The sequence below is a fragment of the Cronobacter sp. 153480017-3 genome, assembly GCF_053627815.1.
This window is the reverse complement of record NZ_JBSEYN010000001.1, coordinates 340,607-366,207: the sequence shown is the minus strand read 5'-3', so window position 1 is coordinate 366,207 and position 25,601 is coordinate 340,607. Positions and strand designations below refer to the sequence as shown.

Sequence of the window (25,601 nt, the reverse complement as noted above, 5' to 3'; positions counted from 1 at the left end):
AAGTTTTTGAGTTGTTTTCGTCACCAGGCAAAGTGTATCGCACTTACGCGGCCTGCGTAAAAAACTCTGCGGGCGTTTGGGTTAAAAGTAGTCGTGTTTAGCGAATTTCATGTTTTTTCAGCAGCGCCCGCAACTGATGGTAGGTTAAACCGAGCAATTCAGCGGCCTGTTTCTGGTTATATTTCGCCGCCTGCAGGCTCGTCTCCAGCAGCCGTTTTTCTTCATCATGCTGCCATTTGCGCAGGTTCAGCGGCAGCGACGGGCCGCTGGTCGATGCATTGGGTGTCGTCACAGGCGCTATCTCCGCCGGTTCGCGGCGAAACGGATCGAGAATAATGTTATCCACCGGCTCATCGCTGCTGGCGTGACGATAGACGGAGCGCTCCACCACGTTTTTCAGCTCGCGAATGTTGCCCGGCCAACGATAGCCGAGCAGGGTTTCCCGCGCACGTTCGGTAAAGCCCGGAAAGAGCGGCAGGCCCAGCTCGCGGCACATCTGGATGGCGAACTGCTCCGCCAGCAGCATAATATCGCTGTCGCGCTCGCGAAGGGCAGGGAGCAACACGACATCAAAGGCGAGACGGTCGAGCAGGTCGGCGCGGAATTTCTCCTCTTCCACCAGACGCGGCAAATCGGCGTTGGTGGCACAGATTAGCCGCACGTTCACCTGCAACGGCTGGCTGCCGCCGACGCGCTCCAGCTCGCCATATTCAATCACTCTTAACAGTTTTTCCTGCACCAGCATCGGCGCGGTGGCGAGTTCATCCAGAAACAGCGTGCCGCCGTCGGCGCGCTCAAAGCGGCCCGGGTGGCGCTTCTGCGCGCCAGTAAACGCCCCGGCCTCGTGGCCGAAAAGCTCGGAATCCAGCAGGTTTTCATTCAGCGCCGCGCAGTTCAGCGAGATAAATGGCCCCTGCCAGCGGCGCGACAGGTAGTGAAGACGATGTGCGATAAGCTCTTTGCCGGTACCGCGTTCGCCAATAATCAGCACCGGTTTATCAAGCGGCGCGAGCCTTGAGACCTGTTCCAGCACCTCAAGAAACCGGTTTGCCTCGCCAATCAGGTTATCTTTGTATTCAGTCATGATGAAATTCACCACTTAGTAGCGTATATCACTACTCTAGCCTGGAAGGGCGTAACGGTAAAATTTTAACTATGCTTTAAAATCAATGCATTAAAAAATTGGCACGGAGTTTGTATTAAGCCATACAGCAAGGGCTTAGCCCGTCTTACCATGTAGAGGATGAAATTATGGGTATTTTTTCTCGTTTTGCCGACATCGTGAACGCCAACATCAACGCCCTGCTGGAGAAGGCTGAAGATCCACAAAAACTGGTCCGCCTGATGATTCAGGAAATGGAAGATACGCTGGTGGAAGTGCGTTCAACCTCCGCCCGCGCGCTGGCGGAAAAGAAACAGATCGCGCGCCGCATTGAGCAGGCTAACGCGCAGCAGGCCGAATGGCAGGAGAAAGCCGAGCTGGCGCTGCGTAAAGATAAAGACGATCTGGCCCGCGCCGCGCTGATTGAAAAACAGAAACTGACCGACATTATTCGTGTGCTGGAAGAAGAAGCGTCTCAGCTTGATGAAACGCTGGCGCGTATGAAACAGGAAATCGGCGAGCTTGAGAATAAACTCAGCGAAACCCGCGCGCGTCAGCAGGCATTGACTCTGCGCCACCAGGCGGCGTCTTCCTCCCGTGATGTGCGCCGTCAGCTCGACAGCGGCAAAATCGATGAAGCGATGGCGCGTTTCGAATCGTTTGAGCGCCGCATCGATCAAATGGAAGCCGAAGCGGAAAGCCACGGTTTTGGTAAGCAGAAATCGCTGGACCAGCAGTTTGCCGAACTGAAAGCTGATGATGACATCAGCGTGCAGCTGGCAGCGCTGAAAGCGAAAGTGCAGCAGCGCGACGGCGAATAATCGCCCGCGTTGACAAGGAGCGCGGCGGCACGTGCCGTCGCAATATTGACCCGTAAGGAGAACCCATGAGTGCACTGTTTCTGGCTATTCCGTTAACGCTGTTTGTGCTGTTTGTGTTGCCGGTCTGGCTCTGGCTTCACTACAGCAACCGCTCCGGACGCGATGCGCTATCTCAGAGCGAGCAGCAGCGCCTGGCGCAGCTCAATGAAGAGGCGCAGCGCATGCGCGAACGCATCCACGCGCTGGAACAAATTCTTGATGCCGAGCACCCGAACTGGAGAAACCAATAATGACGCGTACGTTTAGCGGCAAAAAGCTGGGACGCCTTCCCCGCGAAGGTATGGTGAAGGGCGTTTGTGCCGGTATCGCGCACTATCTGGACGTGCCGGTCAAACTGGTGCGGCTGATAACCGTGCTGTCGATGCTCTTCGGGCTGTTTTTTATCACTATTGTTGCCTATATCGTGCTGACCTTCGCGCTCGACCCGCTCGATGAGACGCAGGAAGGGGAGTCGGCGCCCACCAGCAGCGACTTGCTGAATTCGGTGGATGCCGAACTTGCCGCAGGCGAGCAGCGTTTGCGGGCGATGGAGCGTTACGTCACATCGGATGCCTTCTCGCTGCGCAGCCGTTTCCGCCAGCTATAATGAGGCTATCAGGGGGCTGTGCCCTTGGTTAATAAAGGAGCCGTTATGAATTCCACCACCCGTTGGCAACGTGTCTCCCGCCGTGCGAAGCCAGGGCTTAAAATCGCCGGTAAACTGGCGCTGATGACCGCGCTGCGTTACGGCCCGGCAGGGTTTGCCGGATGGGCGGTGAAATCCGTTGCCCGCAAGCCGCTTAAAATCGCGCTGGCGTTTGCGCTTGAGCCCTTATTAAACCGGCTCGCGAAACGCGTCTCGGCGCGTTATATCAATAAACCTTCACGCAAATAGCCCGAGCCTCTCGGGCTTTTCTTTTTCAGGTGTTTTTTGCGCTACTTCACAATTACTCACACTGATTTCCGGAAACCGGGTTTTATTCCTAAAAGCCAAATTTACGCGCGTTGACACCTCTATTTACCAGGGGTAGCCTTTCTTCGTGGGACCGCTACCATGGAAATATCAATAATGGAAAATATAACCCCTTCCACGATAAATCTCGACGCGATTAAAAATCTGATTGCGCGAATTTATGGCGATGGATTTACTACTTCGCATTACGAAACACTCGAAAAACATATTTCAGAAACGCGTAAAGCCATTACAGTGCCGCGTAAAAAAGGCTGGGATCAAACCGATGTGGTATTAATTACCTATGCCGATCAGTTCAGCGCGCCCGGTGAAAAACGCCTCGCGACTTTTCAGCGCTTTTTTGAAAAGTGGTTAAAACCGTATTTTTCTCATATTCATCTTTTGCCGTTTTATCCCTGGTCGTCTGACGACGGATTTTCGGTGGTGGATTACCACCGCGTCGACCCACAGTGCGGCGACTGGGACGATATCGCGAGGCTTAATACCCAGGCGCGGCTGATGTTTGACTTCGTCTGCAACCATATTTCCGCCCAGAGTGAATGGTTTGCGGATTATCTCGCGCAAAAACCGGGCTATGAAGATTTCTTTATTGCCGTTGACCCGGCGACGGATTTATCCGCCGTCACCCGACCGCGCGCGTTGCCGTTATTAACGCCGTTTACGATGCAAAACGGCCGGGTACGTCACCTGTGGACCACCTTCAGCGAAGATCAGATTGACCTCAATTTCGCCAGCCCGGTTGTTCTGCTGGCGATGGTGGATGTGCTTTTGCATTATCTGCGCGAAGGGGCGCAATATGTCCGCCTCGACGCCGTCGGCTTTATGTGGAAAACACCTGGAACGAGCTGTATCCATCTGGAAAAAACACATCTGTTAGTGAAGCTGTTCCGCGCGATCTCCGATGTGGTGGCTCCGGGCACTGTGATCATCACCGAAACTAACGTACCGCATAAAGACAATATCGCGTATCTGGGTAATGGGTTTGATGAGGCGCAGATGGTGTACCAGTTCCCGCTGCCGCCGCTGGTGCTGCATGCTATTCATACCCAAAATGCCCGCACGCTCTGCGAGTGGGCGCAGGGGTTAAGTGACGCGCGTATCGGTGAAACCACCTGGTTTAATTTCCTGGCGTCGCATGATGGCATCGGGCTTAATCCGCTGCGCGGCATTCTTCCCGAAGACGCGATTTTACGCCTGGTGGAAGACCTTCAGGCGCAAGGCGCTCTGGTCAACTGGAAAAATAACCCGGACGGCACGCGCAGCCCGTATGAAATTAACGTCACGTATATGGATGCCCTTAGTTTACGGGATGACAGCGACGCGACGCGCCTTGCGCGTTTTTTGCTGGCGCACGCGCTGTTATTAACCTTCCCCGGCGTTCCGGCGATTTATATTCAAAGTATTCTCGGCTCGCGCAATGATGAAGAGGGCGTTGAACGGCTTGGCTATAATCGCGCTATTAATCGTCAAAAATATACCGAGGCGGAAATGAACGCGGCGCTACAGGCCGAAGGGAATTTACGCCACGAAACGTGGAAGCAACTCGGCGAGCTTATTTCGCTTCGCCGCCAGCACGCGGCGTTTCATCCCGACAGCGCCTTTGCCGCGCGCTGTATTAATGATGCAGTGCTGGAAATTATGCGCGTTGCAGATAATGGCGCGACGGTTATTGCTCTCTTTAATCTCAGCGATACCGCGCAGGTTATTGATTATGACGCCCGCGGCTGTCGTGAATTAATCACCGGCGCGACGATAAATAGTGACTCGCTGATTCTTGCCCCATGGAAAGCAATGTGGCTTAGCAAAGCCTGAAAGGACTGAATATGCGAAACAATAATATTGTGCTGATTTCAGCACTGGTTGCCTGCGCCCTGATGTCAGGCTGTGACGACAAGAAAAAAGAGAATGTCGCCATCGAATTTATGCATTCGTCGGTGGAACAGGAGCGCCAGGCGGTAATTACGCGCCTTATCGAGCGCTTCGAAAAGGCGAACCCGGGGATCACGGTGAAACAGGTGCCGGTCGAAGAAGACGCGTACAACACCAAAGTCACCACGCTTGCCCGCTCTGGCGCGCTGCCAGAGGTCATTGAGATTAGCCACGACTACGCCAAAGTGATGGACAAAGAACAACTGCTCGATCGCGAGGCCATCAAAGCCGCGGTGGCGCAGGTCGGCGAAAATCAGTTCTTTGACGGCGTGCTGCGCATTGTGCGCACTGAGGACGGCACGGCCTGGACCGGTGTGCCCATCAGCGCCTGGCTTGGCGGCGTCTGGTATCACAAATCGCGTCTGGCGGAAGTGGGCATCAGCGAACCGGAGGACTGGCAGTCACTGCTGAACGCCGCAACGCTTTTGAATAAACCGTCCGATAAAAAATACGGCATCGCGCTGCCCACCGCCGAGAGCGTCATGACCGAACAGGCGTTCTCGCAGTTTGCGCTCTCCAACGGCGCGAACGCGTTTGACGCCAGCGGCACCATTACGCTTAACACGCCTGAAATGCGCGAGGCGCTGGAGTTCTACCGCGAGCTCGCGGCGCTCTCCATGCCCGGCTCGAACGACGTCATGGAAATCAAAGACGCCTTCATGAACGGCACCGCGCCCATGGCTATCTACTCCACCTACATCCTGCCTGCGGTGTTTAAAGAGGGCGACCCGCAGGATCTCGGCTTTGTCGTGCCGACCAAAAAATCTGCCGCCGCCTACGGAATGCTGACTTCACTCACCATCACCGCCGGGCAGCGTGAAGAGGAAACCGAAGCCGCGAAGAAATTCGTGGTCTTTATGGAGCAGGCGGAAAACGCCGCCGACTGGGTGCTGATGTCGCCGGGCGCGGCGTTGCCGGTCAACAAAACCGTGGTAGAGACGCCCACCTATCAGCAAAACCCGGTCATTAAAGCGTTCGGTGGGCTCACCCGCGAACTCATCGCGCAATTCCCTAACGTGCAGGTCTTCGGCTCTGTTGGCGACAAAAACTTCACCCGTATGGGCGATGTGACGGGATCCGGCGTCATTAACGAAATGGTCAACAGCGTCACGGTTGGCGGCAAGTCGCCGGAAGCGGCGCTGGTTGACGGGCAAAAACGTCTCGATGAACTGGTCGCCAGACCGTAACCCCGACGCAGGAAATGGCTCTCATGAAGAAGTTAACTTCAGGTGGTTCTGATATGCCATTCGCCATGCTGCTCCTGGCCCCCAGCCTGCTGTTGCTGGGCGGCCTGGTGGCCTGGCCGATGCTGTCGAATATCGAAATCAGTTTTTTACGCCTGCCGCTCAACCCGCGCCTGCCGTCGCAGTTCATCGGGCTTGAGAACTACCTCAAAATTCTCAGCGATCCGGGCTTCTGGCACTCGCTGTGGATGACCTGCTGGTACACGGCGCTGGTGGTGGCGGGCAGTACCGCGCTTGGGTTGTCCGTCGCGATTTTCTTTAACCGCGAGTTTCGCTTTCGCAAAACCGCGCGCTCGCTGGTGATCCTCTCTTACGTCACGCCGTCCATTTCACTGATATTTGCGTGGAAATATATGTTCAACAACGGCTATGGCGTCGTGAACTGGATTGCGGGCGATCTGCTGCATCTCTACGACCAGGCACCGCTGTGGTTCGACAACCCGTCCAGCAGCTTTGCGCTGGTGGTGCTGTTCGCCATCTGGCGCTACTTCCCCTACGCCTTCATCTCGTTTCTGGCGATTTTGCAGACCATCGACAAATCGCTCTACGAGGCGGCGGAGATGGACGGCGCAAGCGCCTGGCAGCGGTTTCGCATCGTGACGCTGCCCGCCATCATGCCGGTACTGGCGACCGTCGTGACGCTGCGCACTATCTGGATGTTCTACATGTTCGCGGACGTTTATCTGCTGACGACCAAAGTCGATATTCTGGGCGTGTATCTCTACAAAACCGCCTTTGCGTTCAACGACCTCGGTAAAGCGGCAGCTATCTCCGTCGTGCTGTTCATCATTATTTTCGCAGTGATACTGATTACCAGAAAGCGGGTGAATCTCCATGGCAACAAATAAACGTTTTGTACGGCGCGCGGGGTTTTACTTCGGGCTGGCGCTGTTCCTGATTGCAACGCTGCTGCCTTTCTTTGTGATGCTGATGACCTCGTTCAAAAGCCCCAAAGAGGCGATTTCGCTGCATCCGACGCTGTTCCCGCAGCACTGGACGCTGGAGCACTATGTCGACATTTTCAATCCGCTGATCTTTCCGTTCGTCACCTATTTTCGCAACAGTCTGGTGGTATCGGTGGTGTCATCTGGCGTCGCGGTGTTTATCGGCATTCTCGGTGCCTATGCGCTGTCAAAGCTGCGCTTCAAGGGGCGGATGACCATCAATGCAAGTTTTTACACGGTCTATATGTTCTCCGGCATTCTGCTGGTGGTGCCGCTCTTCAAAATCATCACCGCGCTTGGCATCTATGACACACAGCTCGCCATTATCGTGACGATGGTGACGCAGACGCTGCCGACCGCTGTGTTCATGCTGAAAAGCTACTTCGACACCATTCCTGATGAAATCGAAGAGGCGGCGATGATGGATGGCTTAAACCGTCTGCAAATCATCTTTCGCATCACCGTGCCGCTGGCGGTTTCCGGCCTGGTCTCGGTGTTCGTCTACTGCTTTATGGTGGCGTGGAACGATTACCTCTTCGCCTCGATTTTCCTTTCCAGCGCGTCGAACTTCACGCTGCCTGTTGGGCTGAACACGCTCTTTAGCACGCCGGACTACATCTGGGGACGCATGATGGCGGCGTCGCTGGTGACGGCACTGCCGGTAGTAGTGATGTACGCGCTTTCCGAACGTTTCATAAAAAGTGGGTTGACCGACGGCGGCGTGAAGGGCTGACCGGGTCATTTTCAGGGAGAAAGTAATGAAAAAATTAGTGGCTCAGGCACCGCGCGTGGCGGCGCTGGTGGAATATCAGGACCGTGCAGTCGCGGATAACGAAGTGAAAATCCGCGTGCGCTTCGGCGCGCCGAAACACGGCACCGAAGTGGTGGATTTTCGCGCGGCCAGTCCGTTTATCGATGAAGAATTTTCCAGCGAATGGCAGCTCTTCACGCCGCGCCCGGAAGGCGCACCGCGTGGCATTGAGTTCGGCAAATTCCAGCTTGGCAATATGGTGGTGGGCGAGATTATCGAGCGCGGCGCACGCGTCACCGAATACGCCGTGGGCGATATGGTCTGCACCTATGGCCCGCTAATGGAAACCGTCATCGTTAACGCCGTGGATAACTATAAGCTTCGCAAAATGCCGCAGGGCAGTAGCTGGAAAAACGCCGTCTGCTATGACCCGGCGCAGTTCGCCATGAGCGGCGTGCGCGACGGCAACGTGCGTGTCGGCGATTTCGTGGTCGTGGTAGGGCTTGGCGCCATCGGGCAGATAGCCGTACAGCTGGCGAAAAAAGCGGGCGCGTCGGTGGTCATCGGCGTCGATCCTATCGAGCACCGCTGCGCGATTGCCCGTCGTCATGGCGCGGACACCACCTTTAACCCCATTGGCGCGGACATCGGGCTTGAAATTAAAAAGCTCACCGGCAAACAGGGCGCGGACGTCATCATCGAAACCAGCGGCAACGCCGATGCGCTTCAGGCCGCACTGCGCGGTATCGCCTACGGCGGCACCATCTCGTATGTGGCGTTCGCCAAGCCATTCACCAGTCTTAACTTCGGGCGCGAAGCGCACTTCAACAACGCGAAAATTGTCTTCTCCCGCGCCTGTAGCGAGCCGAACCCGGACTATCCGCGCTGGAGCCGCAAGCGTATCGAAGAGACCTGCTGGGAGCTGCTGATGAACGGCTATCTCAACTGCGAAGATCTGATTGACCCGGTCGTGCCTTTCGCGCAGAGCGCGGAGAGCTACATGAAGTATGTCGACCAGCACCCGGAACTGAGCATCAAAATGGGCGTCACTTTTTAATTCACGGATGAAACAACAATGAAAATCGCAACGCAGAATCAGGCATTTTTCCCGGAAAACATTCTGGAGAAATTTCGTTATATCAAAGCGATGGGCTTTGACGGCTATGAAATCGACGGCAAGCTGCTGGTGGACAATCTTGCGGAGGTCAAAGCCGCGATTCAGGAGACCGGCCTGCCGGTGACGAGCGCCTGCGGCGGTTACGAGGGCTGGATCGGCGACTTTATCGAAGAGCGCCGCCTGAACGGGCTTTCACAGATCACCCGCATTCTGGAGGCGCTGGCGGAGGTCGGCGGCAAAGGGATTGTGGTGCCTGCGGCCTGGGGCATGTTCACTTTTCGTCTGCCGCCGATGAAATCGCCACGAAGCCTGGCGGGCGACAGAAAAGCGGTCAGCGATTCGCTGCGCTATCTCGACGAGGTGGCGGCGCGTACCGGCACCACGGTTTTCCTTGAGCCGCTCAACCGCTACCAGGATCACATGATCAACACGCTCGCCGACGCGCGACGCTATATCGTCGAGGGCGGCCTGAAGCACGTCAAAATCATCGGTGATTTTTATCACATGAATATCGAGGAAGATAACCTCTGCAAGGCGTTCCACGATAACCGCGATCTCTTAGGGCACGTTCACATCGCCGAGATGATCAGCTATAAGGGAAAGGTTATTGATTACAAAAGGAATATTTAATAAGCGGTTTTACTATGGGGCATGGTCGGGGCATTTACAGTTATGCTTTTGTTCAGGATAGACAACTGATCCGCGTCGTTTTCAGACATCCATTTACCGTAAACTTGATACACCATCCTCGCGTTAGCGTGACCCATTTGCCCGGCGATAAAGTTAGGGTTAGCTCCTGCAGAAAGAGCCCAGCAAGCATAAGTATGTCTGGACTGATAAGCTTTTCTGTGACGAATTCCCGCACGCCGCATAGCCGAGGCCCAGCTTTGGTTCAGTGAGCCTGTGGCGTAGTTAATCCCACAATGAGGGTTTTTAGTGTACACGGCAGGGCTGAAGACGAACGTGCACTTATCCAGTCGCTTTTTACCGTATTCGCGTAGAGTGACACTGATATCATGCTGCTTACCAAGTCTTGTAAGTTCCGCTTGATCTCGTAAGACAGCAATAGCTGCATCAATCAGCACTATTTTCCTGTCTGTTCCGGCGTCAGTTTTAGGAGGAGTAAAGTTACGGGCGGCAGTGTAATTCCTTGTGACAGAGATAGTACCAGCCTTGAGGTCTACATCTTCCCAAGCTAAGGCACATATTTCACCATGTCTCATGCCGGTGAATACAGCCAGACTCCAGAGATTTTTAAGCTGCCGATTGTCACAAGCTGCGATAAGCCGCTCAAACTCATCTTTCGTTAATGGGTCTGGTTCTGATTTCGATCTTTTTAATGAGGTTATATTTCGCATGGGATTTGTAGATATATAACCATTATGGCTGGCGAACTCTAATACCCCGTTTATAACACGCATATAGTAATTTACAGTCGAGGCGGTACGGCCTTTAATCGGTTTTGTATGCCAATGTTTAGGGCGCTGGAAACCCAGAAGTAATTCTCTACGCAACGAGAGCAAAAATTCTTGGTTTATTGAGGCGATAAGCGTATCTGCGCCAACATATGGCATAACGTTCTTAATAGATGCTTTGTAACGCACGTAGGTATTCTTGCAAACATCGATTTCTTTTAACGAGAGCCATTTCTCACTGAGAGTAGCGAAATCGATGTTTGGTTTAGCTAAACCAAAGCGTGCCAAGTGACGTGAGTCTGGGAACTGTGCGGCATAATCAAACGTGCCCGTTTTGATGGCATAGCAAATCGCATTGCGAAGCTCGCCCGCTTTTTTACGATTCTTAGGGGAGTCAGGGACTCCCAAGTTTTCCCTGACTCTTACTCCTTTATATATAAACCAGATGCGAAGCTTCCCACCGTGGTTTTCCACACCAGTTGGGTACTCAATCATTACGTCTCCTTTTTACTAAATACACTCAAGCTATATAACGACGCGGCTTTGCCATTGCCTGTCGTTCAATCCAGCGATCTATCTCTTCTAGGTTATAAAAGCAGGGGCTGTTATCCCAGGGCTGACCATCAGGCGCGACATGTATGTACTCTTTGCCTTCCAGAAAGCTTTGTTCCCTTGCTCTTTTCAACGTTCCTCTTTTGAACCCTTTAAGCGCAATAAGCTGTTCTTCCGCAACCCATTTCCCAGGGGATACAATCATCACTACTTCACTCATGAAATCCTCCTCGGCCCGAAAGCCGCTATCAAAATACAAAAGTTAATTCACTACTAAAAAGCGGGGCGTGGGCCCGGTTATTACTGTGGGATCACTTCATCGTAAGCCCCATCTGGTTCGCTTTTCTCCGCGCTAGAGGGAGCGGGTAATTCGTAAGGAACTCCTTCCAGTTGAAGCCATAGAGCGGAGCGGGCCGCTTTTATGGTCGGCCAGTCCATGCCTCTAATTCGCTCCCAGGAACGAGAGCAGAACACCTGTTCCAGAAGGTCGGCTTTAGCGCGTTTAGCGTCGTTACTTGTGCCGCCATGATGTTTATTCAGTAGCTCGACGATCTCGTCGAGCGCGATCTCTTTCGCGCGTTTCTCTTTTTGCCATGTCGGCAAACCGTCATCAGCAAACAGCTCCCCATTGTCGCGAGAGGTATCCACGCCTAAATGTGTTCCTCCCAGGTTAAGGAACTCAATGTGCGGCAGAAAGTGTTTAAACGTTGGGTTCGCGAATGTCTGGCCGTCGATACGGGTAGAGCGGTCCTTAAGAATGCGCGCGGTGCGCCATACCTGCCCAGACTCCAGATCCATTTGCTTTTCCATTTGGACCAAAATCGAGGGCTCATAACCCGTCTCGGTTTCGGCTTTCATTTTGATGCCGGTTTTTTCTAATTGGCGCTTGCCGTCGTCGCCTTCGAAAAAATCGTACTCATAGCCCGCGCGGCCACACATGATGATATGCGCCTGGCTGTTAACGAAACGATCGGTAAAACGCCGCCATTCCTGTTTCAGCCACGACCAGTCCGAGAATTCAAGGCCACGCTTACGTTTGCGGCGGGTTGCGTACTCATCACACAAGCACGTCCAGAAATGGCTGATGGAGTCGATGATGAGCACTGAGCCGCTTTGTTCCGCTTCATTAACTGCGGCAAGCAGATCCACAAACGCGCGCGTTTTAGCTGTATAAAGCTCAATGTTCTCTGCATCGAAGCGGGGTTTAACCCAATCCGAACCGGTTTCGGTATCAAGGAACATTACCGGCTTATCACCCATTGCAAGCCCACGCTGGCGCATCAACAGGACGAGGCCGATCGCCAGTTCGCTGGCAGTGTAAGTTTTGCCGTCTCCGGCAAAGCCCATGATTCCGGCTTTAAGGAAAGCCTGTGTATTAGTGGCTCGTTGGAAAAGGGCCATTTCATCCTCTCCTCAAATCCATGTTTAATGCTGTCTGTTTGGCCGCGAGCGTTTCGGCGGCATACCGCAGAAAATCCGCTGCCTTTTCCTGAAAATCCACATCATCGAAAGTTGCGGTAAGGGCGGCTTTATCCGCTTGGGTGTTGCTGAGTAGAGCGTGAAGGTGTTGAAACTTGATCTGGCGATCGTATAAGTCGGCCAGCTCTGCTTCTTCCTCTTCCCGAGCTATTTGTATGTAGTGGTCTTGCCATGCGCGCTCTTCGATACGGTCATGCATGAAATACGCGTTCACGATTCCTCCTGTAAAAGGGCGTAAAAATCCCCGGCGCCTTGTTAGCCGCCAATTACGAGGGTTTGATTAATGTCCGAAAGGGTGGGTCAGTGAGTTAACGGATTACCGAACCCATCAAGAAAAACTTCGACTACGCGATCAGTGATGCGGATTTGCTCGCGCATTGAGTGAAGGTAAACGTGTTTACCGCGGATCGCTGAGACTCGATAGGCGCAACCATCGCGGAGCGCCATCATTCCAGGTGCAAGACATTGCCTAATTAACGGCATAGTGCCGTAGTGTTGATTAACCATCTTCTCCCTTGCCGTTATCGCCCGGCTGGCGGAACGTTTAGAGCTTTGTAATCACTGCGTCGTGGTTACGTAATGGCTCTAAGATTAGATATGTCTAACGAACAAGGCAAGATATTTTTGTTAGATAATCCTAACAAAAGAACCCAAAAAAACTAAGTTTTTGATTTTAATTAGCTTATCTTTTTGATTGGCGTTGTCTTGCCTTAAGCAACTCTTCGAAGAGTTTATTGAAGTTTTTTACTCGAGCGCGTAACTCTTGAATCTGCGCCTCTTGTTCAGATTCAGGCAGGGAATCGAAGAGTTCAAGTAACTCTTTTTGCCTTTCAGATAGCGGCGGTGCTGCTTGGAGAGCATCTGCTGGAGAGGGAGCTTTGTCTTCATCACCGAACATCAACCATGTTGGGCTGCACGACAATGCTTTTGCAAGTGCGAACAGTCTTGCTCCAACAGGCTGAGTCTCATCACGTTCCCACTGAGATATGGTTACATGCGCAACATCTGCCAATTTGGCAGCTTGTCGTTGCGTTAATTTCAGCTCCTTACGTCTGGCAAGGATCCGTTGTCCGAGGCTATTCGCATTCTTCATAGTTAGACAATTCTAAATTTATTTGACTTAGATATCTCGCGCAAGATAATGTTAGACATACCTAACAAATTGGGGGTCACATGCTTACGCGTGAAGCACTTAATTTCTTCGGCACTAAAACTAAGCTCGCAAGAGCAGCGGGTGTCGAATTGCAGTCTACTTACAAATGGAAAGAACTGGTTCCAGAGGCACGGGCATATCGCCTCGAAATTGCTTCTGAAGGGACACTTCACTACGACAAAAACGTTTACGACGAATACCGCAAGAAAAAACGTTTGAGTCGAAAGGCTAGCACTGAACTTCAAAAGGATTCTGACTGATGGAAATCAAAAAACTCGGCATGGAGCTTGAGCAGTGGGCGGCGGAAAAGGGCTGGAAGACCATCACGCCGATGATAACGGCGCATCATTCCGGCGGTCTTCTGGAAAGCCTGAGCGTTCAGGACGCCAAAGAGTACAGCCGCCGGCTGCATAACAACGCGCAGATTATCAAGCGCGCTTTCCGGGGCGACTCACCAAAGTACCGCCGCAACGCTGAAGCGCTGAGCTATGCGGTTAAGGCTGCCATGAACGCTGAGCTGGAAACCGCTGCCGCCGAACAGCTGCGGGCCGCTGTGGCGAACCGCGAGTGTATCGAGGCGACGAACGCCGTGCTGATGCGCAAACCGAAGGAAATTATCCGTAAGGAAACGCTGGAAGCGATTAATGCCCTGGCAGATTTACTGCCGGGTTACGAAGTGAAACTGGTTCCGGCTATGCCGAACGCAGTTTAGCGCGGGAGATTCGAGGTCTTTTTATGAGTATGGAACTGATGGTTCAGGCAATGAAAGTAAAAGTGGGGAACCCGCTGCGCAAGCTGGTCCTGCTTAAGCTGGCCGATAACGCAAGCGACCAGGGCGAATGCTGGCCGAGCTATCAGCATATCGCCGATCAATGCGAAATCAGTCGACGCTCAGTGATGAACCATATTAATGCATTATGCCTGTCCGGGCTGATGATTAAAGAAACCCGAACCGGACCCAAAGGAAATACCAGTAATTTTTACCGGCTGACCTTAGACGGGGCCAGTGATAAACAAGGCGTAGTGCAACACATTCACCAGGGGGGTGAAGGATATTCACCAGGTGGTGCAACAGATTCACCAGGGGGTGGTGCAGGAGATTCACCCAGAATCAGTCACTCTTTTGAACCAGTCAAAGAACCAGAAAACACTTCTTGTCCCGACGCTTCGCTGTCGGACGAAAAGATCACCAAAGCTGAGTTTTTGAAGCGGCATCCTGAAGCCGTGGTTTACAGCCCGAGGAAAAGCCAGTGGGGCAGCCAGGAAGATTTGACCTGCGCGAAGTGGATCTGGACGAGAGTGCTGAAATTGTACGAGCAGGCCGACACCCTTGACGGCGAACCTGTCCGGCCTAAAGAGCCTAACTGGACGGCATGGGCGAACGATATACGCCTGATGCGCATGCTGGATGGCCGTACACACAAACAGATTTGCGAGTTATTTCGACGGATACAGAGCGACCCGTTCTGGATCCGTCAGGTTAAATGCCCGTCCAAGTTGCGTGAGAAATGGGATGACCTGGTGATCAGGTTCTGCACTGGCGTGAACATGCCCGCCTGGCGCGATGTGAATCATATTCCGGAGCCGGATAATACAATTCCGGCTGGTTTTAGGGGATAACCATGCACAGTGCGGCTTCACTCACAATTTCTGCTTCTGGCAAGAGGGGTTGAAACATAGGCTGATGTCAGCTTTGAGCGATTAGCAGACGTTGCCTGTTAAGTCCGTTTCCTGAGTAACGCGTTATTGCTCATCCATGAAATTTTTCACGGATTTTTGTGTTCTGCCGGTAATACTGCGGCCAAGCATGCCTATAGTACCAGAACCTGCCGGTCTGTATCCGGACTGGCACTTATGCTGATGACTGATATGGACATCGGCCCGCTCAAGCGATACATGGCCGGATTCAACCAGTGCTGCCGCATACTGACGCGACCTTTACCTTAAAGCCACTGAACACGTTAACTGACTGCGAAGTCAGCCCAGTATCCCGACTATAGAGGTCTGTATTTCCGAAACAGCGAGTCACCGGCCATAAACATGGCCGGTGAGCTGTTACAGAGTATTGATGAGATTATGACACTGGGTTTTACGGTGGGAGACATAGCAGGCGTAGTGCTTTGAAGTGATTTACTGAATTTGGCCACCTGAACAGAGGTAATATGCTCACTTCAGAGTGGACTGGCGCAGGAATTGTGCAGGAACCAACAGAACAACATCTGTCTGCAGCGAAATCCTGACGGCACCGGCCGGGTAACTGCCCAAACAAACAAGGGGCGGATTAAACGACAGATGTTCGCCAAGCTCCGCACTGCGAAATACCTCAAACTGCCGCCTATGCTGACACTGCCAGCGCGCAGTTCGTCGGGCAGGTGTAGCGGATTGCCCGGATGTATCATTACGGCTTACGGGATCGTGTAAGCCGTCGGAGACCTGAGGTGCAGTACACTGAACGGCGTTTGCTGGGCGTCAACTCAAAAATAACATCTTTTATACGTGATAAGCTATTCGACGTAATAACCTCAATTGCAGATTAGGGGGTTGCGAAGGTTATTAAACATTGACAGAAATACTTAATGTCATCGCACATCCTGTCTTGCTCCATATTATTTAATACTTGGTCTCTTGTGATCGAAAACTCTTTTTTTAGACCGTCTTGACCGTCAGTGAATATTTCTTTTCCACGAGCGTCTTTTATTGCTGCGGCAATGTCCGTTGCGACTATTGAATCAGGCATTGCTAGTGCATGTTTCTCGACAAAAAAATCACGTACTTGCTTCTCGTTAACCCCAGCAGCTGCAGCTATAGCTGATACATCCAAAAAATAGTTTTCTATATGTCTACGCCGCCATTTCATAGCTTGAAAATTTACATCGGAATAGGTTGTACCCTTATCCTTAAGATTTGCGTCTACGGAGCCATCACTGTCATCATCACGATCTCGTATACTTATGGCTTTTAATTCTGGAATTTCATTTTTGAGCTGTCTATAAAGTTGAAATCTTTCCGATGATTTACCTGTCCAGAACCATGTGACGATATTTTTCGGCCAAGTTAATTGTAGTTTTTCAAATATTTTCTTTAAAAATCTCTCGTCACTAACACCCTCGACAATTAATAATCTTTTTTCTTCAGTGAGTTTGTGTATTTTAGGGCTAAACATTGTGCCTATGCCACTTAATAAACCAATTTTCTCATCGTCTGATCCAAGATATCTTCCCCTTGAATTTGATAGTGATAATATTTTGTAGGGTTCATATGCCCTAATAAGCTCAGTGGAGTGAGTCGCTAGAAGGACTTGTTTTTTCTTTTTAATGGTTATATCTTCCAAGCGTTCGGTAAGATTTTTTTGCAGTTGTGTGTGCAGGTGAGCGTCTGGTTCGTCAAGTAGAATTACGTTAAATTCTTCGGATAATGCTAGTGTATATACACTTAACCATTGAAGAAAACCGCTCCCTTCAACCATAATATCACGAGCATTAAAATTTTTATGTTTAGTGAATTGATAACCGTTCACTTTACCTGCAGTACATTCTATTTTTAGATAGCTATGATATTGATCATTAAATGGCGTAACTTCAATTTTTAAGGAGAAAAGGTCGAATAGTGTCTTTTGTAGTATTTCCCAAGCGTCATTTTCCCTAAGTTCAGCAAGATCTTTGTTGGCAATTTTTGTTCTTCCTTGCTTCAAAGCTTGTCGTTTATTCTGATTGCTCAAATGGATATCATAAAGCGAGTTTCGTATAACCCCTCCAGACAAACCTTGCCCTATCAATCGGTTTCGCATGGCTGGGCTCAACCTACTTTCTCGATCGGTAATTCCCGCAAACGGAGGTAGATAAGCTATTTGTGGTATATTGGTGTTATTCGGAGAGCCATCAATGTTTATAATTTCTTGGATGCTGATATTGCTAGAAGTGTTTTTAATGAATAATCTATCGTTCGCTAAAGATAGCCCCATCTCCAAAAACTTTTCATTGCCGGCCGAGTCATCCCAAAATAATTTTATTTTAAGTGTGTATCCGTCATTTTCTGTTTGTTTTTGTGATTTTAGATTCGTCCATAAATGACTTAGTGATGGTAAGAACATTGGTGTGAAGTCTACTATGCTTAAACCTAAACCTTGGTTCGTTGCATTTGCCGTCCAACTTACTCGCCCTTTTTCAATCTCTAAAAGAGTTTTGCAAAACTGCCATGTAGCCATCGCTTGAAGTAAAGAGGATTTACCTGAGTTATTCCCTCCAACAAGGAGGCTTAGCTCATTATTCAACTCTAATGTTGAGTCTTTATATTTTTTGAATTTTTTAAGAGTGATTTTTTTTACATGCATTATAGAGCACCTAGTATTTGGTTGAACTGTGAAGCCTCATTAGCAGAACTGGTACAGTTTACTACCCATAAATCTGTTTCTGAAAGATATTGTTTGAGCTTTAACACAATGGCTGACTGTTTTTGAGTAAAATGATGTATGGCAGTTTAATGGCATGAACGCACAACTTACAAAAATCATGCGCCTTATCACCAACTGATCCGCACAGGGACTGAAACGGAAGTGGACCGGGTTAACTGGCTGTGCAGGGTGAAAACGGGCGCCCTTGAAACCAAATGGATTAACGGGCTGACCTGCCGTGCCGGGAAATCCCGCACATGGTGGAAACCGTCCGTGGGAGAACAGGTTGTTCTGTTCAGTCTGGGCGGCAATCTGGAAACCGCCTTTGCCCTGCCTGCCGTCTACTCAAATCGGTTTCCGCCCCCCTCAGACTCTGAGGACGGCAACGTGACGGCGTATGACGACGGCGGCTGGTTTGAATACGAAAGCGCTGGTACGTGCGCGTGGCGGATGCGAGCGCAACCAGCGCCGCCTCGGCGGAGGAGGTGCTTACCTTCCTGAGCCATGAGGGTGACGGCACGGCAGGTGCTGAACTGCTGGCGGTGGTTGATAAGGCACTTAACAGCGAGAGCGTGCGCCTGGTGGATGACCGTCTGACGGTGCGCAGCGCTGAAATTATCCTGTACAGCGTGGACGCCAAGATCTTTATATATCCGGGGCCAGAGGCAGGTTAATCCCTCGAAAAATCGATGCAGGAATAAGTAGCATTTTCTCCTAACCCGAATACAGGGAGATTTCTATGAAACGATCACGTTTACCGGCAGCCAGATAATTGCCATTTTCATTCACACCGATGAGGCACTTAAACTTGGCCATCAACTTCCGCTTGTGGCACGAAGCGGACTGTGGATGCCACTTAACGTACCTCGCCCTCCTCGTCTATAACCTTTTTGCCTCTGTCAGCAATTTCAGTTAATCATTGATTTCAATCATAAAGCTAAAGTCGAAACTACATGTGGCTTTGCTGAGATCATGGAAATTAATCAAATAGAGTTCCTAGTTCTTGTATTTCCCTCTTTCACAAAAGATACTGTATTTATGTACAGTTAATGTATCAACAAGCCGTTACTAAAATGTTATCTGGTTGTGTGGGTGCGTAAATTTTCACGAGCGAAGCTGCGATAGAGTTTTAAGTGTTAGACGATAACGAACTTATCGTTAAGATGTAAGGGGTGTATTTTGTGAAAACGATCAATATCGAGGTACCCAAGGCACTGATTCCCGTACTCGAAAGCGGAAGTTTCAATGGCGCGATCTTGCTTTACATGAAGAATTTAGAGGTTGTGGATGGATTTGCGCTTAGAGAAGATGAATTCGTGACATCTCTAGAAGATTTCAGACAGGCCACTCGGCTAGCTGGATTTAGCTCCCTTAGCTCGAATATAATTAAGCAATAGGGCTGAACACCCTAGGCTTTGTAGTCACTGCGCCTTATCGGAGAAACCGATGGCGCATATCAACTTAGTACTAGCCTTTCCTGATACGCTGGCCCCGGGTACCCCCGAGACTGGCGCTTTCCTTTGTCCAGCGTTCGACCTCTGCGGAGGTGCGGCGTGAACTTCCCCAAAGACGGCATCCGCCTTCACAAATCCAACTTCGCTTCCATCGGCAAGCAATTGCAGCCGCTACTGGCTAATGGTGATTGCTACCGCCTGATCATCAAACCGTGGCGCGAAACTCGCAGCCTTTCACAGAATGCGCTGGCGCACATGTGGTTTGCTGAAATCAGCGACTATCTCATTAAGCGGGGCAAAGCCTTTGCTTCGCCGGCGTGGGTTAAGGACGCGCTTAAGCATTCTTACCTCGGCTACGAACACCGTGAGATGACCGACGTCATTACCGGCGAGAAAACCACTATCAGTTCCCTCCGTCATACCTCCGATCTCGATACCGGCGAGATGCATTTCTTCCTCTCGCAAGTTGAGGCTTGGGCTCTGAGCATCGGTTGCCGCCTCACTATTCCCGAAGACTGTGAATATGCGCAGCTCCGGGCAGAGCAGGAGGCTTAATCATGCGTATGGGATGGTTTGAACATTCGGATTGCACCGCAGAAGAAGCCGACGAGCTGCTTCGCCAGTATAGCAAACGAGGCATTAAAGCTGAGCGATCTCTGTCTGCTGACTGTAAGACGTTCGTTGTTCGCGTGCTGCTGCCGGAAAGCAAATACCCGCCACGGCAGGACACCACATTTCAACAACGGATGTGGAGGTGAGGATGAAGAGTATTTATCGAAGCGCTAAATGGCTGGCCGCCGTTCGCCAGTTAGATTGTTGCGTGCTTTGCCGCCGCTGGGGTGTACAGGCGGCACATCGCAACGAGGACAAAGGCATGGGCCTTAAGGTCGATGACAGCCTGACGGCAGCGCTCTGTGTTGACTGTCATCATGCTATCGATAACGGCAGCGAACTGACAAGAGAGGAGCGTCGCGCACTAATGGACCGCGCCATCGTGCTTACGCTTCGGGAGCTGACGCGGCGCGGTCTGGTGGTGCCCAAATGACGAACACCTATGAATTCACATTGCCGTATCCACCAAGTGTTAACGACTACTGGCGGCGTGGAAATGGCATTACCTACATCAATAAGAAAGGCCGCGAGTACCGTCGGGCAGTGCAGGAGATCCTGCATATCCTCAAGCTCGACATAAACACCTCTGCGCGGCTGAGGCTGCGCATTATCGCGAACATGCCTGATAAACGCCGCCGCGATATCGACAACATTCTCAAAGCGGTCTGCGACTCACTGGAGAAGGGCGGTTTCATGCAAAACGACTCGCAAATAGACGAACTAAAAGTGGTACGCGGGGAAGTCATTCCCGGTGGACGTCTGGGTATTAAAGTCACGGAGATTGAAGAGTGATAGCACAGGATTACGAATACATCCGTCAGCAACTCATTACCGCGACCGCTGATTTAAGCGGGTCAACCAAGGGGCAACTCATTGCGTTCGCAGAAAACGCTCAATTAGCCACGAACCGCTTCAAGCGAAAGCGCCTGAAGGTTAGGGATGAGGAAACCGGGGAGATGATCACCATACATAACCCACCCGTACCGGGAGTACAGTCCCGAGACAAAGGTTCATCAATCGCGCTGGTGCTTCCCGTCGAATACGCTACCGCGAGCTGGCGTCGGGCTGTACTGGCGCTTGATGAAGTCGAATGCGCCTGGCTGCTTTGGTGTTACTCCGAAAACATACTTTATGCACATCAGGTCGAGATAGTACGCTGGGGTTGGGAGACTTTCAGCGAGGAACTCAAAGGACAGCGCATCGCCGGTAAGACACTGGAGCGTTTGCGTGCGTTGGTATGGCTGGCGGCGCAGGACGTTAAACGCGAGTTACGAAATGAGCCGCAAGGCTGCTACAAAGCCCATGAGCTGGCGCAGATGGTTGGGGTAACAAAATCTACGTGGTCGGAAGGATATGCCGCACGGTGGGCGCAAATGAGAGCCAATTTTCTGTATCTGGATAAGAGGGCCATAATAGATGCAGCAAAAACACGTTCGAAGCAGAAGGTAGCAAATTACAAACAAGTTATTGCAAATCCGAACTAAAACCGGTAAATTTGTCTGCATTATGTTATTTTGCCTCTGTTGTATCTAACCCGCCTTGTGCGGGTTTTCTTGTTTCTGCGACATGTGCCCTCGGATAATATGGCTTCCATTACCGATACCTTCAGAGGCAACAAATGGCACTGGTATTTATTCCGGCTCTCATCGTTTTACTTACCGCAAAAGAGAAAGAACTCGGTCGTGAGTTGACGCAACAAGAGGTTGAGACACTGCGCGATAATGCAGTCGGTATGGTAATGCCTGACGATATCGCTTTAAAATGAATGAGAGCCGTGGTTATCCTGACGTTGACCCAGAGAACGTCTGGCATGATTGGCTTTCCTATAAAAACTCTTTTGACGTCCAGTAAAGAGATACGCTCCTGCTCTTTAATATAGACAAATTCTAAAACCGCCTTGTTGTCCAAGTGTGGAGCTTCTTGTGTGAGATGTGGCCTTTTCGTGTTGTCTGCCTTTTTAACATTGCAAACGCGCCAGAAACTCAAAATTTGATAATAATCACGCTATGAAAATAAAACATCTTAAGTTAATGCCAGCGACACTTTTTGTACCAAGACCCTGCTACTTTTAAAGTGCGCCCCTCACATGGTGCAAATAATTAGCTGTAGCGAATTCTTCCGGTATTGAGTGCCGAATGCATCTTGATTGTTAAAATTAAGATGTGCCGCACCTAACTAACTCAGGGAAGAATAGTACGTTACAGAACAAGGGCTATGGAGCGTCCTGAAGTCACGCATGTCGCCAGTTCTGCCGAACTGGCTTTTTTTTGCCCTTTTCCTTATCTCCGTTCCACTCCTGTCTTAACACAGAACACTTCCCTGAACAGAGGAGGTGAGAGTATGTATCAAATGGATAAATTAACGACAGGCATTGCCTATGGTACATCTGTAGGTAATGCCGGGTTTTGGGTGCTCCAGCTCCTCGATAAAGTTTCCCCATCACAGTGGGCGGCTATTGGTGTACTCGGCAGCCTGGTATTCGGTTTCCTTACCTTCCTGACCAACCTCTATTTCAAACTCAAAGAAGATCGGCGTAAAGCCGCAAGGGGAGAATAATGTCCCCGGCATTAAAACAACGAATCGTCGCAGCTGTGGGCGGTGGGGCTATTGCCATTGCCACCGCAATGGTTGCTGGTAAAGACGGCTTAGAAGGGCGCGAGTATGTGCCTTATCGGGATGTGGTTGGCGTTCTTACGGTCTGTGATGGACATACCGGCAAAGACATTATTCCGGGAAAGCGTTACACCGATGCCGAGTGTGATGCGCTTACCCAAGCTGATATGACACATATCGCTCGCCAGATTGATCCGCACATCAAAGTAAACACTACTGATACCCAACGCGCCGCTATCTACTCATTTGCCTATAACGTCGGCCCCTCAGCAGCTATCAAATCTACTCTGATGAAAAAGCTTAACGACGGTGATTATGTCGGGGCATGTAACGAGCTTAAGCGCTGGATTTACGCTGGGGGCAAGAAGTGGAGAGGGTTGATGAGCAGGCGAGAAGTTGAACATCAGGTTTGCATGTGGGATCGGTAATGAAGGTCATTGGAAAATTTGTAATCTATGTACTGCTTTTTATGCTCACGGGTTTACTTTCCTGGCGCGCTGGCTGGAATGCCCACTCTGATTACGTAAACGCGATGGCGGCAAGAAAGAAAGCAAAAGCTGAAGATATGATTCGTTCTTCTGAGATTAAAGCTGCTCGCACCAGTCACGAAGGAAAAATCGTTTACCATGTTATCAATCGTGATGTAATTAAATATGTCCAGTCTCCAAATCGTACTGTGTGTAAGTTTGACAATGATGCTGTGCAGTTGCGGCAGCGCGCCATTGACGCTGCCAATTCCCTCAGCGGATTTGATGGAGCCCCCATGCAAAGCAAGTAATGCTGGTAGAAACAGTGACGAAGATTTACTGGCTGATGTAGAAACCGCAAAGTGCTTAAGACAGTTAAGGCTCGACAAATACCGATGGCAGGCTTGGTATAATTCTCTTAAATAGGCGAATTTATGAGCTATAAACCCCTATTTTTTGCTTTTTTATGGTCTTTATTGTGGGTAATCACCTGATAAAGCAAGGAATTATCTGACATGGTGCGCATATCCTCTGCCTTAAATTAATTCCCCCTATTAACGTCCAAAAATAGCCAATCTACGATACATTGATTGTTACTATCAATTGTTTTAAAATTTTCGATAGTAATTTCCGATTTGGTGTTAAGCTTCGTGTAACTTCGGTTCACCTGCCAACACCAGATGAGGGTATTGAAGCCAGTTTAATTGGCCGAACGTCGACATTTTCCGGTGGCACCTGAGTGTTGACTTCGTTAAGCCCAGCTAAGCGATAAACAAAGGCCACGCTTTTGCGTGGCCTTTTCTGTAACGAGATGGGTTTTCTCTAGCCCATGTTCGCTGGGAATAATTATGAATGATGTCATGCTCTTCGGTGAGAGCTGGAATGGCGAAATTTTGACGATAGCAAATCGTGCAAGAGCCATTCACCATATACCCATTAAACACGAAACCAGAACCGTTACATTTTTTATCACAACATACATATCTGATAGCGGCATACCTTATCTTATCGGTATCTCTGAACTAGAGCCTTCGCAGGAAGATATTGAAAAGGCCATCGTGATTTATTCACCTAGGGGTACGTCTTTTCCGAAGTACTAGACCCTTTTAAAGGCCTTTGTCGCTCGATAGTGAAGAGGTGAGCTTGAGGAGTCCAGATACGTCAAGTTCAGGATCTTTTTTATCTAGAGAGGCTGCGATCGACAGTAGCGCGTTGAACTGAGTTAGCAAAACTGTCGTTTCGGATTTGAAAGAATTATCTTCCGAGTCCAGTGCTGCGTTGATTGCTTGCTTAACGGATTCAATCATTTCCTCAAAACTGCCACCTTTACCAATCGTAATTAACATCGCACTTAAGAGCAGAGCTTGAGCTTCTACCTACGCAGTCAGCTGCTTCGCTTCTGCATCCATTTTCGAAATCTTTGCAAGCATGCTGTAAATCACGTTTTTCATGAAGATCTCCTTTTCTTTAGTTCACATTAACAACGCAGTTAATGAGGATAATCAACTTTTTCCTAATATTTTCAGGAAGCTGGATATATTCTGCATCTTTTGGGGTGAGTTACTTCACATAACCATAAGCAACTTAAATGGAACTTAATTGTGAATTAAAGCTGAATAAAGATGGTATGGAAGATACTAGTCCCACCACAGGGATAAGCGGCCGTAAGTTGTAAGAAGTTGCGGCCCAGCACAACCTGCCCAGCAAACGGTACGTTCGATGCAACCAGCATGGATGATGTAACCCGCCCTGGCTTACTGACTCAGCTGAACGGGATTATTTCACCCTCAAAGAGCGAATCGGCACCATCACAGGGCAAGTAAATTTCTTGCAGCAGTCCATCAAAGAGCAGTGTTTAAGATAAAAAAAGCCTCTGTATGATCAGAGGCTGAAATGGTGATGCAAGGGAACAGCTTTCTTTTAATAGTTATCTGGGAGCCCGGTCAGGACTGAATGTCGTCTGGAGTGCGCTGGACAACAATCTCTAATGCGTTGCGGAGGATATCTTTCTTTGCCTCGTTATGCTCAACCTGAAGTCTGTAGATCAAAGCAAGGATGATATCTTTATTGGTAACACTGTTTTTTTTTGCAGTCAGTTCTAAGCGGACTTCTGAGATGATAACTTTTTCGCAAAGGTATTGATCGCCATTAGCAGCAAAGTAGTCGACAAGCTGAGAATCTGCGGATACTGAGGGTGCCATATGTAGCCTCATAATTTAAGAATATTAGAGACTGTTCATTGCCTCGTAGGGAAGTTACAGTCTGATCGGATGTGAACACATCAAAAAAGGACCTCTGAAGGTGGAAATCCTTACACCTTCAGAGGCGATGCAAAGCATCATTCGTTACTTACGGTGATATACCGTTTCACAAACCTATACACATTCACCAAACCTGTACATCAAGAAATGTAGCATAACGTGTGGTCATTCCTGTATATCGAATGCACCTTCTATTTCAATCAATTTTTTTGAAGTGGCATTTCCTTATCTTAATAGACATTGGATTAAAAATTAATTCTAATATATCTTGTGGGATCAATATTT

31 protein-coding genes and 5 pseudogenes are annotated in these 25,601 nt (G+C 50.1%); 26 read left to right on the top strand and 10 right to left on the bottom strand.

Annotated features, from left to right (window positions below):
* Positions 1 to 97: 97 nt before the first annotated feature.
* Positions 98 to 1,099, bottom strand: coding sequence for a phage shock protein operon transcriptional activator (pspF, locus tag ACUW6V_RS01795; RefSeq protein WP_014728762.1), 1,002 nt, complete (start codon positions 1,097 to 1,099; stop codon positions 98 to 100).
* Positions 1,100 to 1,251: 152 nt separating this feature from the next.
* Between pspF and pspA the strand changes: the two genes are divergently transcribed.
* The 10 genes from pspA (at position 1,252) to ACUW6V_RS01745 (ending at position 9,550) form a co-directional block, all read left to right on the top strand.
* Positions 1,252 to 1,923 (top strand): phage shock protein PspA, encoded by a 672-nt coding sequence (pspA, locus tag ACUW6V_RS01790; protein WP_007782094.1) that lies wholly within the window; start codon positions 1,252 to 1,254, stop codon positions 1,921 to 1,923.
* A gap of 65 nt (positions 1,924 to 1,988) precedes the next feature.
* On the top strand, positions 1,989 to 2,213 hold the full coding sequence (gene pspB / locus ACUW6V_RS01785; protein WP_004385364.1) for an envelope stress response membrane protein PspB: 225 nt from the start codon (positions 1,989 to 1,991) through the stop codon (positions 2,211 to 2,213).
* A complete protein-coding gene (pspC, locus tag ACUW6V_RS01780) occupies positions 2,213 to 2,569 on the top strand; it encodes an envelope stress response membrane protein PspC (RefSeq protein ID WP_454037920.1) in 357 nt (118 codons plus the stop codon). Before pspB ends, pspC begins: the two co-directional genes overlap by 1 nt.
* Before the next feature lie 45 nt (positions 2,570 to 2,614).
* Positions 2,615 to 2,857 (top strand): phage shock protein PspD, encoded by a 243-nt coding sequence (pspD, locus tag ACUW6V_RS01775; RefSeq protein WP_004385366.1) that lies wholly within the window; start codon positions 2,615 to 2,617, stop codon positions 2,855 to 2,857.
* A gap of 174 nt (positions 2,858 to 3,031) precedes the next feature.
* Complete coding sequence (locus ACUW6V_RS01770; protein WP_454037919.1) at positions 3,032 to 4,747, top strand: alpha-amylase family glycosyl hydrolase; 1,716 nt, start codon at positions 3,032 to 3,034, stop codon at positions 4,745 to 4,747.
* Positions 4,748 to 4,758: 11 nt separating this feature from the next.
* The gene (locus ACUW6V_RS01765; protein ID WP_319738335.1) at positions 4,759 to 6,051 is read left to right on the top strand and encodes an ABC transporter substrate-binding protein; all 1,293 of its coding nucleotides are present in this window, start codon (positions 4,759 to 4,761) and stop codon (positions 6,049 to 6,051) included.
* A gap of 23 nt (positions 6,052 to 6,074) precedes the next feature.
* Positions 6,075 to 6,956: a carbohydrate ABC transporter permease gene (locus ACUW6V_RS01760; protein WP_007866710.1), complete on the top strand. Its 882-nt coding sequence runs from the start codon at positions 6,075 to 6,077 to the stop codon at positions 6,954 to 6,956.
* Positions 6,943 to 7,785 carry a carbohydrate ABC transporter permease gene (locus tag ACUW6V_RS01755; protein WP_105539718.1) on the top strand — a complete coding sequence of 281 codons (843 nt, stop codon included), beginning with the start codon at positions 6,943 to 6,945 and terminating at the stop codon, positions 7,783 to 7,785. The genes ACUW6V_RS01760 and ACUW6V_RS01755 overlap by 14 nt, the downstream gene beginning before the upstream one ends.
* A gap of 25 nt (positions 7,786 to 7,810) precedes the next feature.
* Positions 7,811 to 8,860, top strand: a complete 1,050-nt coding sequence (locus tag ACUW6V_RS01750) for a zinc-dependent alcohol dehydrogenase (protein WP_080320693.1) — start codon at positions 7,811 to 7,813, stop codon at positions 8,858 to 8,860.
* A gap of 18 nt (positions 8,861 to 8,878) precedes the next feature.
* A complete protein-coding gene (locus ACUW6V_RS01745) occupies positions 8,879 to 9,550 on the top strand; it encodes a sugar phosphate isomerase/epimerase family protein (protein ID WP_105536967.1) in 672 nt (223 codons plus the stop codon).
* Here ACUW6V_RS01745 and ACUW6V_RS01740 read toward each other — a convergent pair.
* The 6 genes from ACUW6V_RS01740 to ACUW6V_RS01715 all read right to left on the bottom strand — a co-directional run bounded on the left by ACUW6V_RS01740 (position 9,547) and on the right by ACUW6V_RS01715 (position 13,459).
* Positions 9,547 to 10,830: a tyrosine-type recombinase/integrase gene (locus tag ACUW6V_RS01740; RefSeq protein ID WP_454037918.1), complete on the bottom strand. Its 1,284-nt coding sequence runs from the start codon at positions 10,828 to 10,830 to the stop codon at positions 9,547 to 9,549. The two genes, ACUW6V_RS01745 and ACUW6V_RS01740, sit on opposite strands and share 4 nt — an antisense overlap.
* A 25-nt stretch (positions 10,831 to 10,855) precedes the next feature.
* On the bottom strand, positions 10,856 to 11,107 hold the full coding sequence (gene xisR, locus ACUW6V_RS01735; protein ID WP_015386639.1) for an excisionase family protein: 252 nt from the start codon (positions 11,105 to 11,107) through the stop codon (positions 10,856 to 10,858).
* Between the two features lie 80 nt (positions 11,108 to 11,187).
* Entirely contained in the window at positions 11,188 to 12,288 is a 1,101-nt protein-coding gene (locus ACUW6V_RS01730; RefSeq protein ID WP_454037917.1) for an AAA family ATPase, read from the bottom strand.
* Between the two features lies 1 nt (position 12,289).
* Entirely contained in the window at positions 12,290 to 12,580 is a 291-nt protein-coding gene (locus ACUW6V_RS01725; RefSeq protein WP_105547612.1) for a host-nuclease inhibitor Gam family protein, read from the bottom strand.
* An 86-nt stretch (positions 12,581 to 12,666) separates the two neighbouring features.
* On the bottom strand, positions 12,667 to 12,873 hold the full coding sequence (locus ACUW6V_RS01720) for a cell division protein FtsZ (protein WP_071818003.1): 207 nt from the start codon (positions 12,871 to 12,873) through the stop codon (positions 12,667 to 12,669).
* Positions 12,874 to 13,048: 175 nt separating this feature from the next.
* Positions 13,049 to 13,459 (bottom strand): helix-turn-helix domain-containing protein, encoded by a 411-nt coding sequence (locus tag ACUW6V_RS01715; protein ID WP_085013490.1) that lies wholly within the window; start codon positions 13,457 to 13,459, stop codon positions 13,049 to 13,051.
* A gap of 80 nt (positions 13,460 to 13,539) precedes the next feature.
* Between ACUW6V_RS01715 and ACUW6V_RS01710 the strand changes: the two genes are divergently transcribed.
* The 4 genes and pseudogenes from ACUW6V_RS01710 to ACUW6V_RS01695 form a co-directional block, all read left to right on the top strand.
* Entirely contained in the window at positions 13,540 to 13,779 is a 240-nt protein-coding gene (locus tag ACUW6V_RS01710; RefSeq protein ID WP_454037916.1) for a Cro/CI family transcriptional regulator, read from the top strand.
* The gene (locus ACUW6V_RS01705; RefSeq protein ID WP_088251140.1) at positions 13,779 to 14,231 is read left to right on the top strand and encodes a toxin YdaT family protein; all 453 of its coding nucleotides are present in this window, start codon (positions 13,779 to 13,781) and stop codon (positions 14,229 to 14,231) included. Before ACUW6V_RS01710 ends, ACUW6V_RS01705 begins: the two co-directional genes overlap by 1 nt.
* Before the next feature lie 23 nt (positions 14,232 to 14,254).
* Positions 14,255 to 15,139, top strand: coding sequence for a helix-turn-helix domain-containing protein (locus ACUW6V_RS01700; protein ID WP_105665344.1), 885 nt, complete (start codon positions 14,255 to 14,257; stop codon positions 15,137 to 15,139).
* A 561-nt stretch (positions 15,140 to 15,700) separates the two neighbouring features.
* Positions 15,701 to 16,056: pseudogene (locus ACUW6V_RS01695) on the top strand (phage virion morphogenesis protein); the annotation flags it as partial.
* Here ACUW6V_RS01695 and ACUW6V_RS01690 read toward each other — a convergent pair.
* Positions 16,053 to 17,849: an AAA family ATPase gene (locus ACUW6V_RS01690; protein WP_105547610.1), complete on the bottom strand. Its 1,797-nt coding sequence runs from the start codon at positions 17,847 to 17,849 to the stop codon at positions 16,053 to 16,055. The pseudogene ACUW6V_RS01695 and the gene ACUW6V_RS01690 sit on opposite strands and share 4 nt — an antisense overlap.
* A 154-nt stretch (positions 17,850 to 18,003) precedes the next feature.
* On the opposite strand from ACUW6V_RS01690, the pseudogene ACUW6V_RS01685 reads away from it, so the two are divergent.
* The 11 genes and pseudogenes from ACUW6V_RS01685 to ACUW6V_RS01635 form a co-directional block, all read left to right on the top strand.
* A pseudogene (locus tag ACUW6V_RS01685) lies at positions 18,004 to 18,365 on the top strand (phage baseplate assembly protein V); the annotation flags it as partial.
* Positions 18,350 to 18,577: pseudogene (locus ACUW6V_RS01680) on the top strand (baseplate assembly protein); the annotation flags it as partial. The pseudogenes ACUW6V_RS01685 and ACUW6V_RS01680, both read left to right, overlap by 16 nt.
* Positions 18,578 to 19,462: 885 nt before the next feature.
* A complete protein-coding gene (locus ACUW6V_RS01675; RefSeq protein ID WP_454037915.1) occupies positions 19,463 to 19,918 on the top strand; it encodes a YbcN family protein in 456 nt (151 codons plus the stop codon).
* Between the two features lie 2 nt (positions 19,919 to 19,920).
* A complete protein-coding gene (locus tag ACUW6V_RS01670) occupies positions 19,921 to 20,121 on the top strand; it encodes a hypothetical protein (RefSeq protein WP_454037914.1) in 201 nt (66 codons plus the stop codon).
* Between the two features lie 2 nt (positions 20,122 to 20,123).
* Positions 20,124 to 20,408, top strand: a complete 285-nt coding sequence (locus ACUW6V_RS01665) for a hypothetical protein (protein ID WP_181144300.1) — start codon at positions 20,124 to 20,126, stop codon at positions 20,406 to 20,408.
* Positions 20,405 to 20,767 (top strand): RusA family crossover junction endodeoxyribonuclease, encoded by a 363-nt coding sequence (locus tag ACUW6V_RS01660; RefSeq protein WP_075184250.1) that lies wholly within the window; start codon positions 20,405 to 20,407, stop codon positions 20,765 to 20,767. The genes ACUW6V_RS01665 and ACUW6V_RS01660 overlap by 4 nt, the downstream gene beginning before the upstream one ends.
* Positions 20,764 to 21,459, top strand: coding sequence for a bacteriophage antitermination protein Q (locus tag ACUW6V_RS01655; protein ID WP_105624880.1), 696 nt, complete (start codon positions 20,764 to 20,766; stop codon positions 21,457 to 21,459). The genes ACUW6V_RS01660 and ACUW6V_RS01655 overlap by 4 nt, the downstream gene beginning before the upstream one ends.
* A 134-nt stretch (positions 21,460 to 21,593) precedes the next feature.
* A pseudogene (locus ACUW6V_RS01650) lies at positions 21,594 to 21,826 on the top strand (hypothetical protein).
* Between the two features lie 489 nt (positions 21,827 to 22,315).
* Positions 22,316 to 22,531, top strand: a complete 216-nt coding sequence (locus ACUW6V_RS01645; protein ID WP_007749455.1) for a class II holin family protein — start codon at positions 22,316 to 22,318, stop codon at positions 22,529 to 22,531.
* Positions 22,531 to 23,016, top strand: a complete 486-nt coding sequence (locus tag ACUW6V_RS01640; protein WP_015386656.1) for a lysozyme — start codon at positions 22,531 to 22,533, stop codon at positions 23,014 to 23,016. The genes ACUW6V_RS01645 and ACUW6V_RS01640 overlap by 1 nt, the downstream gene beginning before the upstream one ends.
* Positions 23,016 to 23,366, top strand: a complete 351-nt coding sequence (locus tag ACUW6V_RS01635; RefSeq protein ID WP_015386657.1) for a hypothetical protein — start codon at positions 23,016 to 23,018, stop codon at positions 23,364 to 23,366. The genes ACUW6V_RS01640 and ACUW6V_RS01635 overlap by 1 nt, the downstream gene beginning before the upstream one ends.
* Positions 23,367 to 24,161: 795 nt before the next feature.
* Here ACUW6V_RS01635 and iraP read toward each other — a convergent pair.
* Positions 24,162 to 24,506, bottom strand: a pseudogene (gene iraP / locus ACUW6V_RS01630) (anti-adapter protein IraP).
* A gap of 347 nt (positions 24,507 to 24,853) precedes the next feature.
* Between iraP and ACUW6V_RS01625 the strand changes: the two are divergent.
* Positions 24,854 to 24,919 (top strand): hypothetical protein, encoded by a 66-nt coding sequence (locus tag ACUW6V_RS01625; protein ID WP_231692259.1) that lies wholly within the window; start codon positions 24,854 to 24,856, stop codon positions 24,917 to 24,919.
* A 79-nt stretch (positions 24,920 to 24,998) separates the two neighbouring features.
* On the opposite strand, the gene ACUW6V_RS01620 is transcribed toward ACUW6V_RS01625, so the two are convergent.
* Entirely contained in the window at positions 24,999 to 25,256 is a 258-nt protein-coding gene (locus ACUW6V_RS01620) for a biofilm development regulator YmgB/AriR family protein (protein WP_109996159.1), read from the bottom strand.
* Between the last annotated feature and the right edge of the window lie 345 nt (positions 25,257 to 25,601).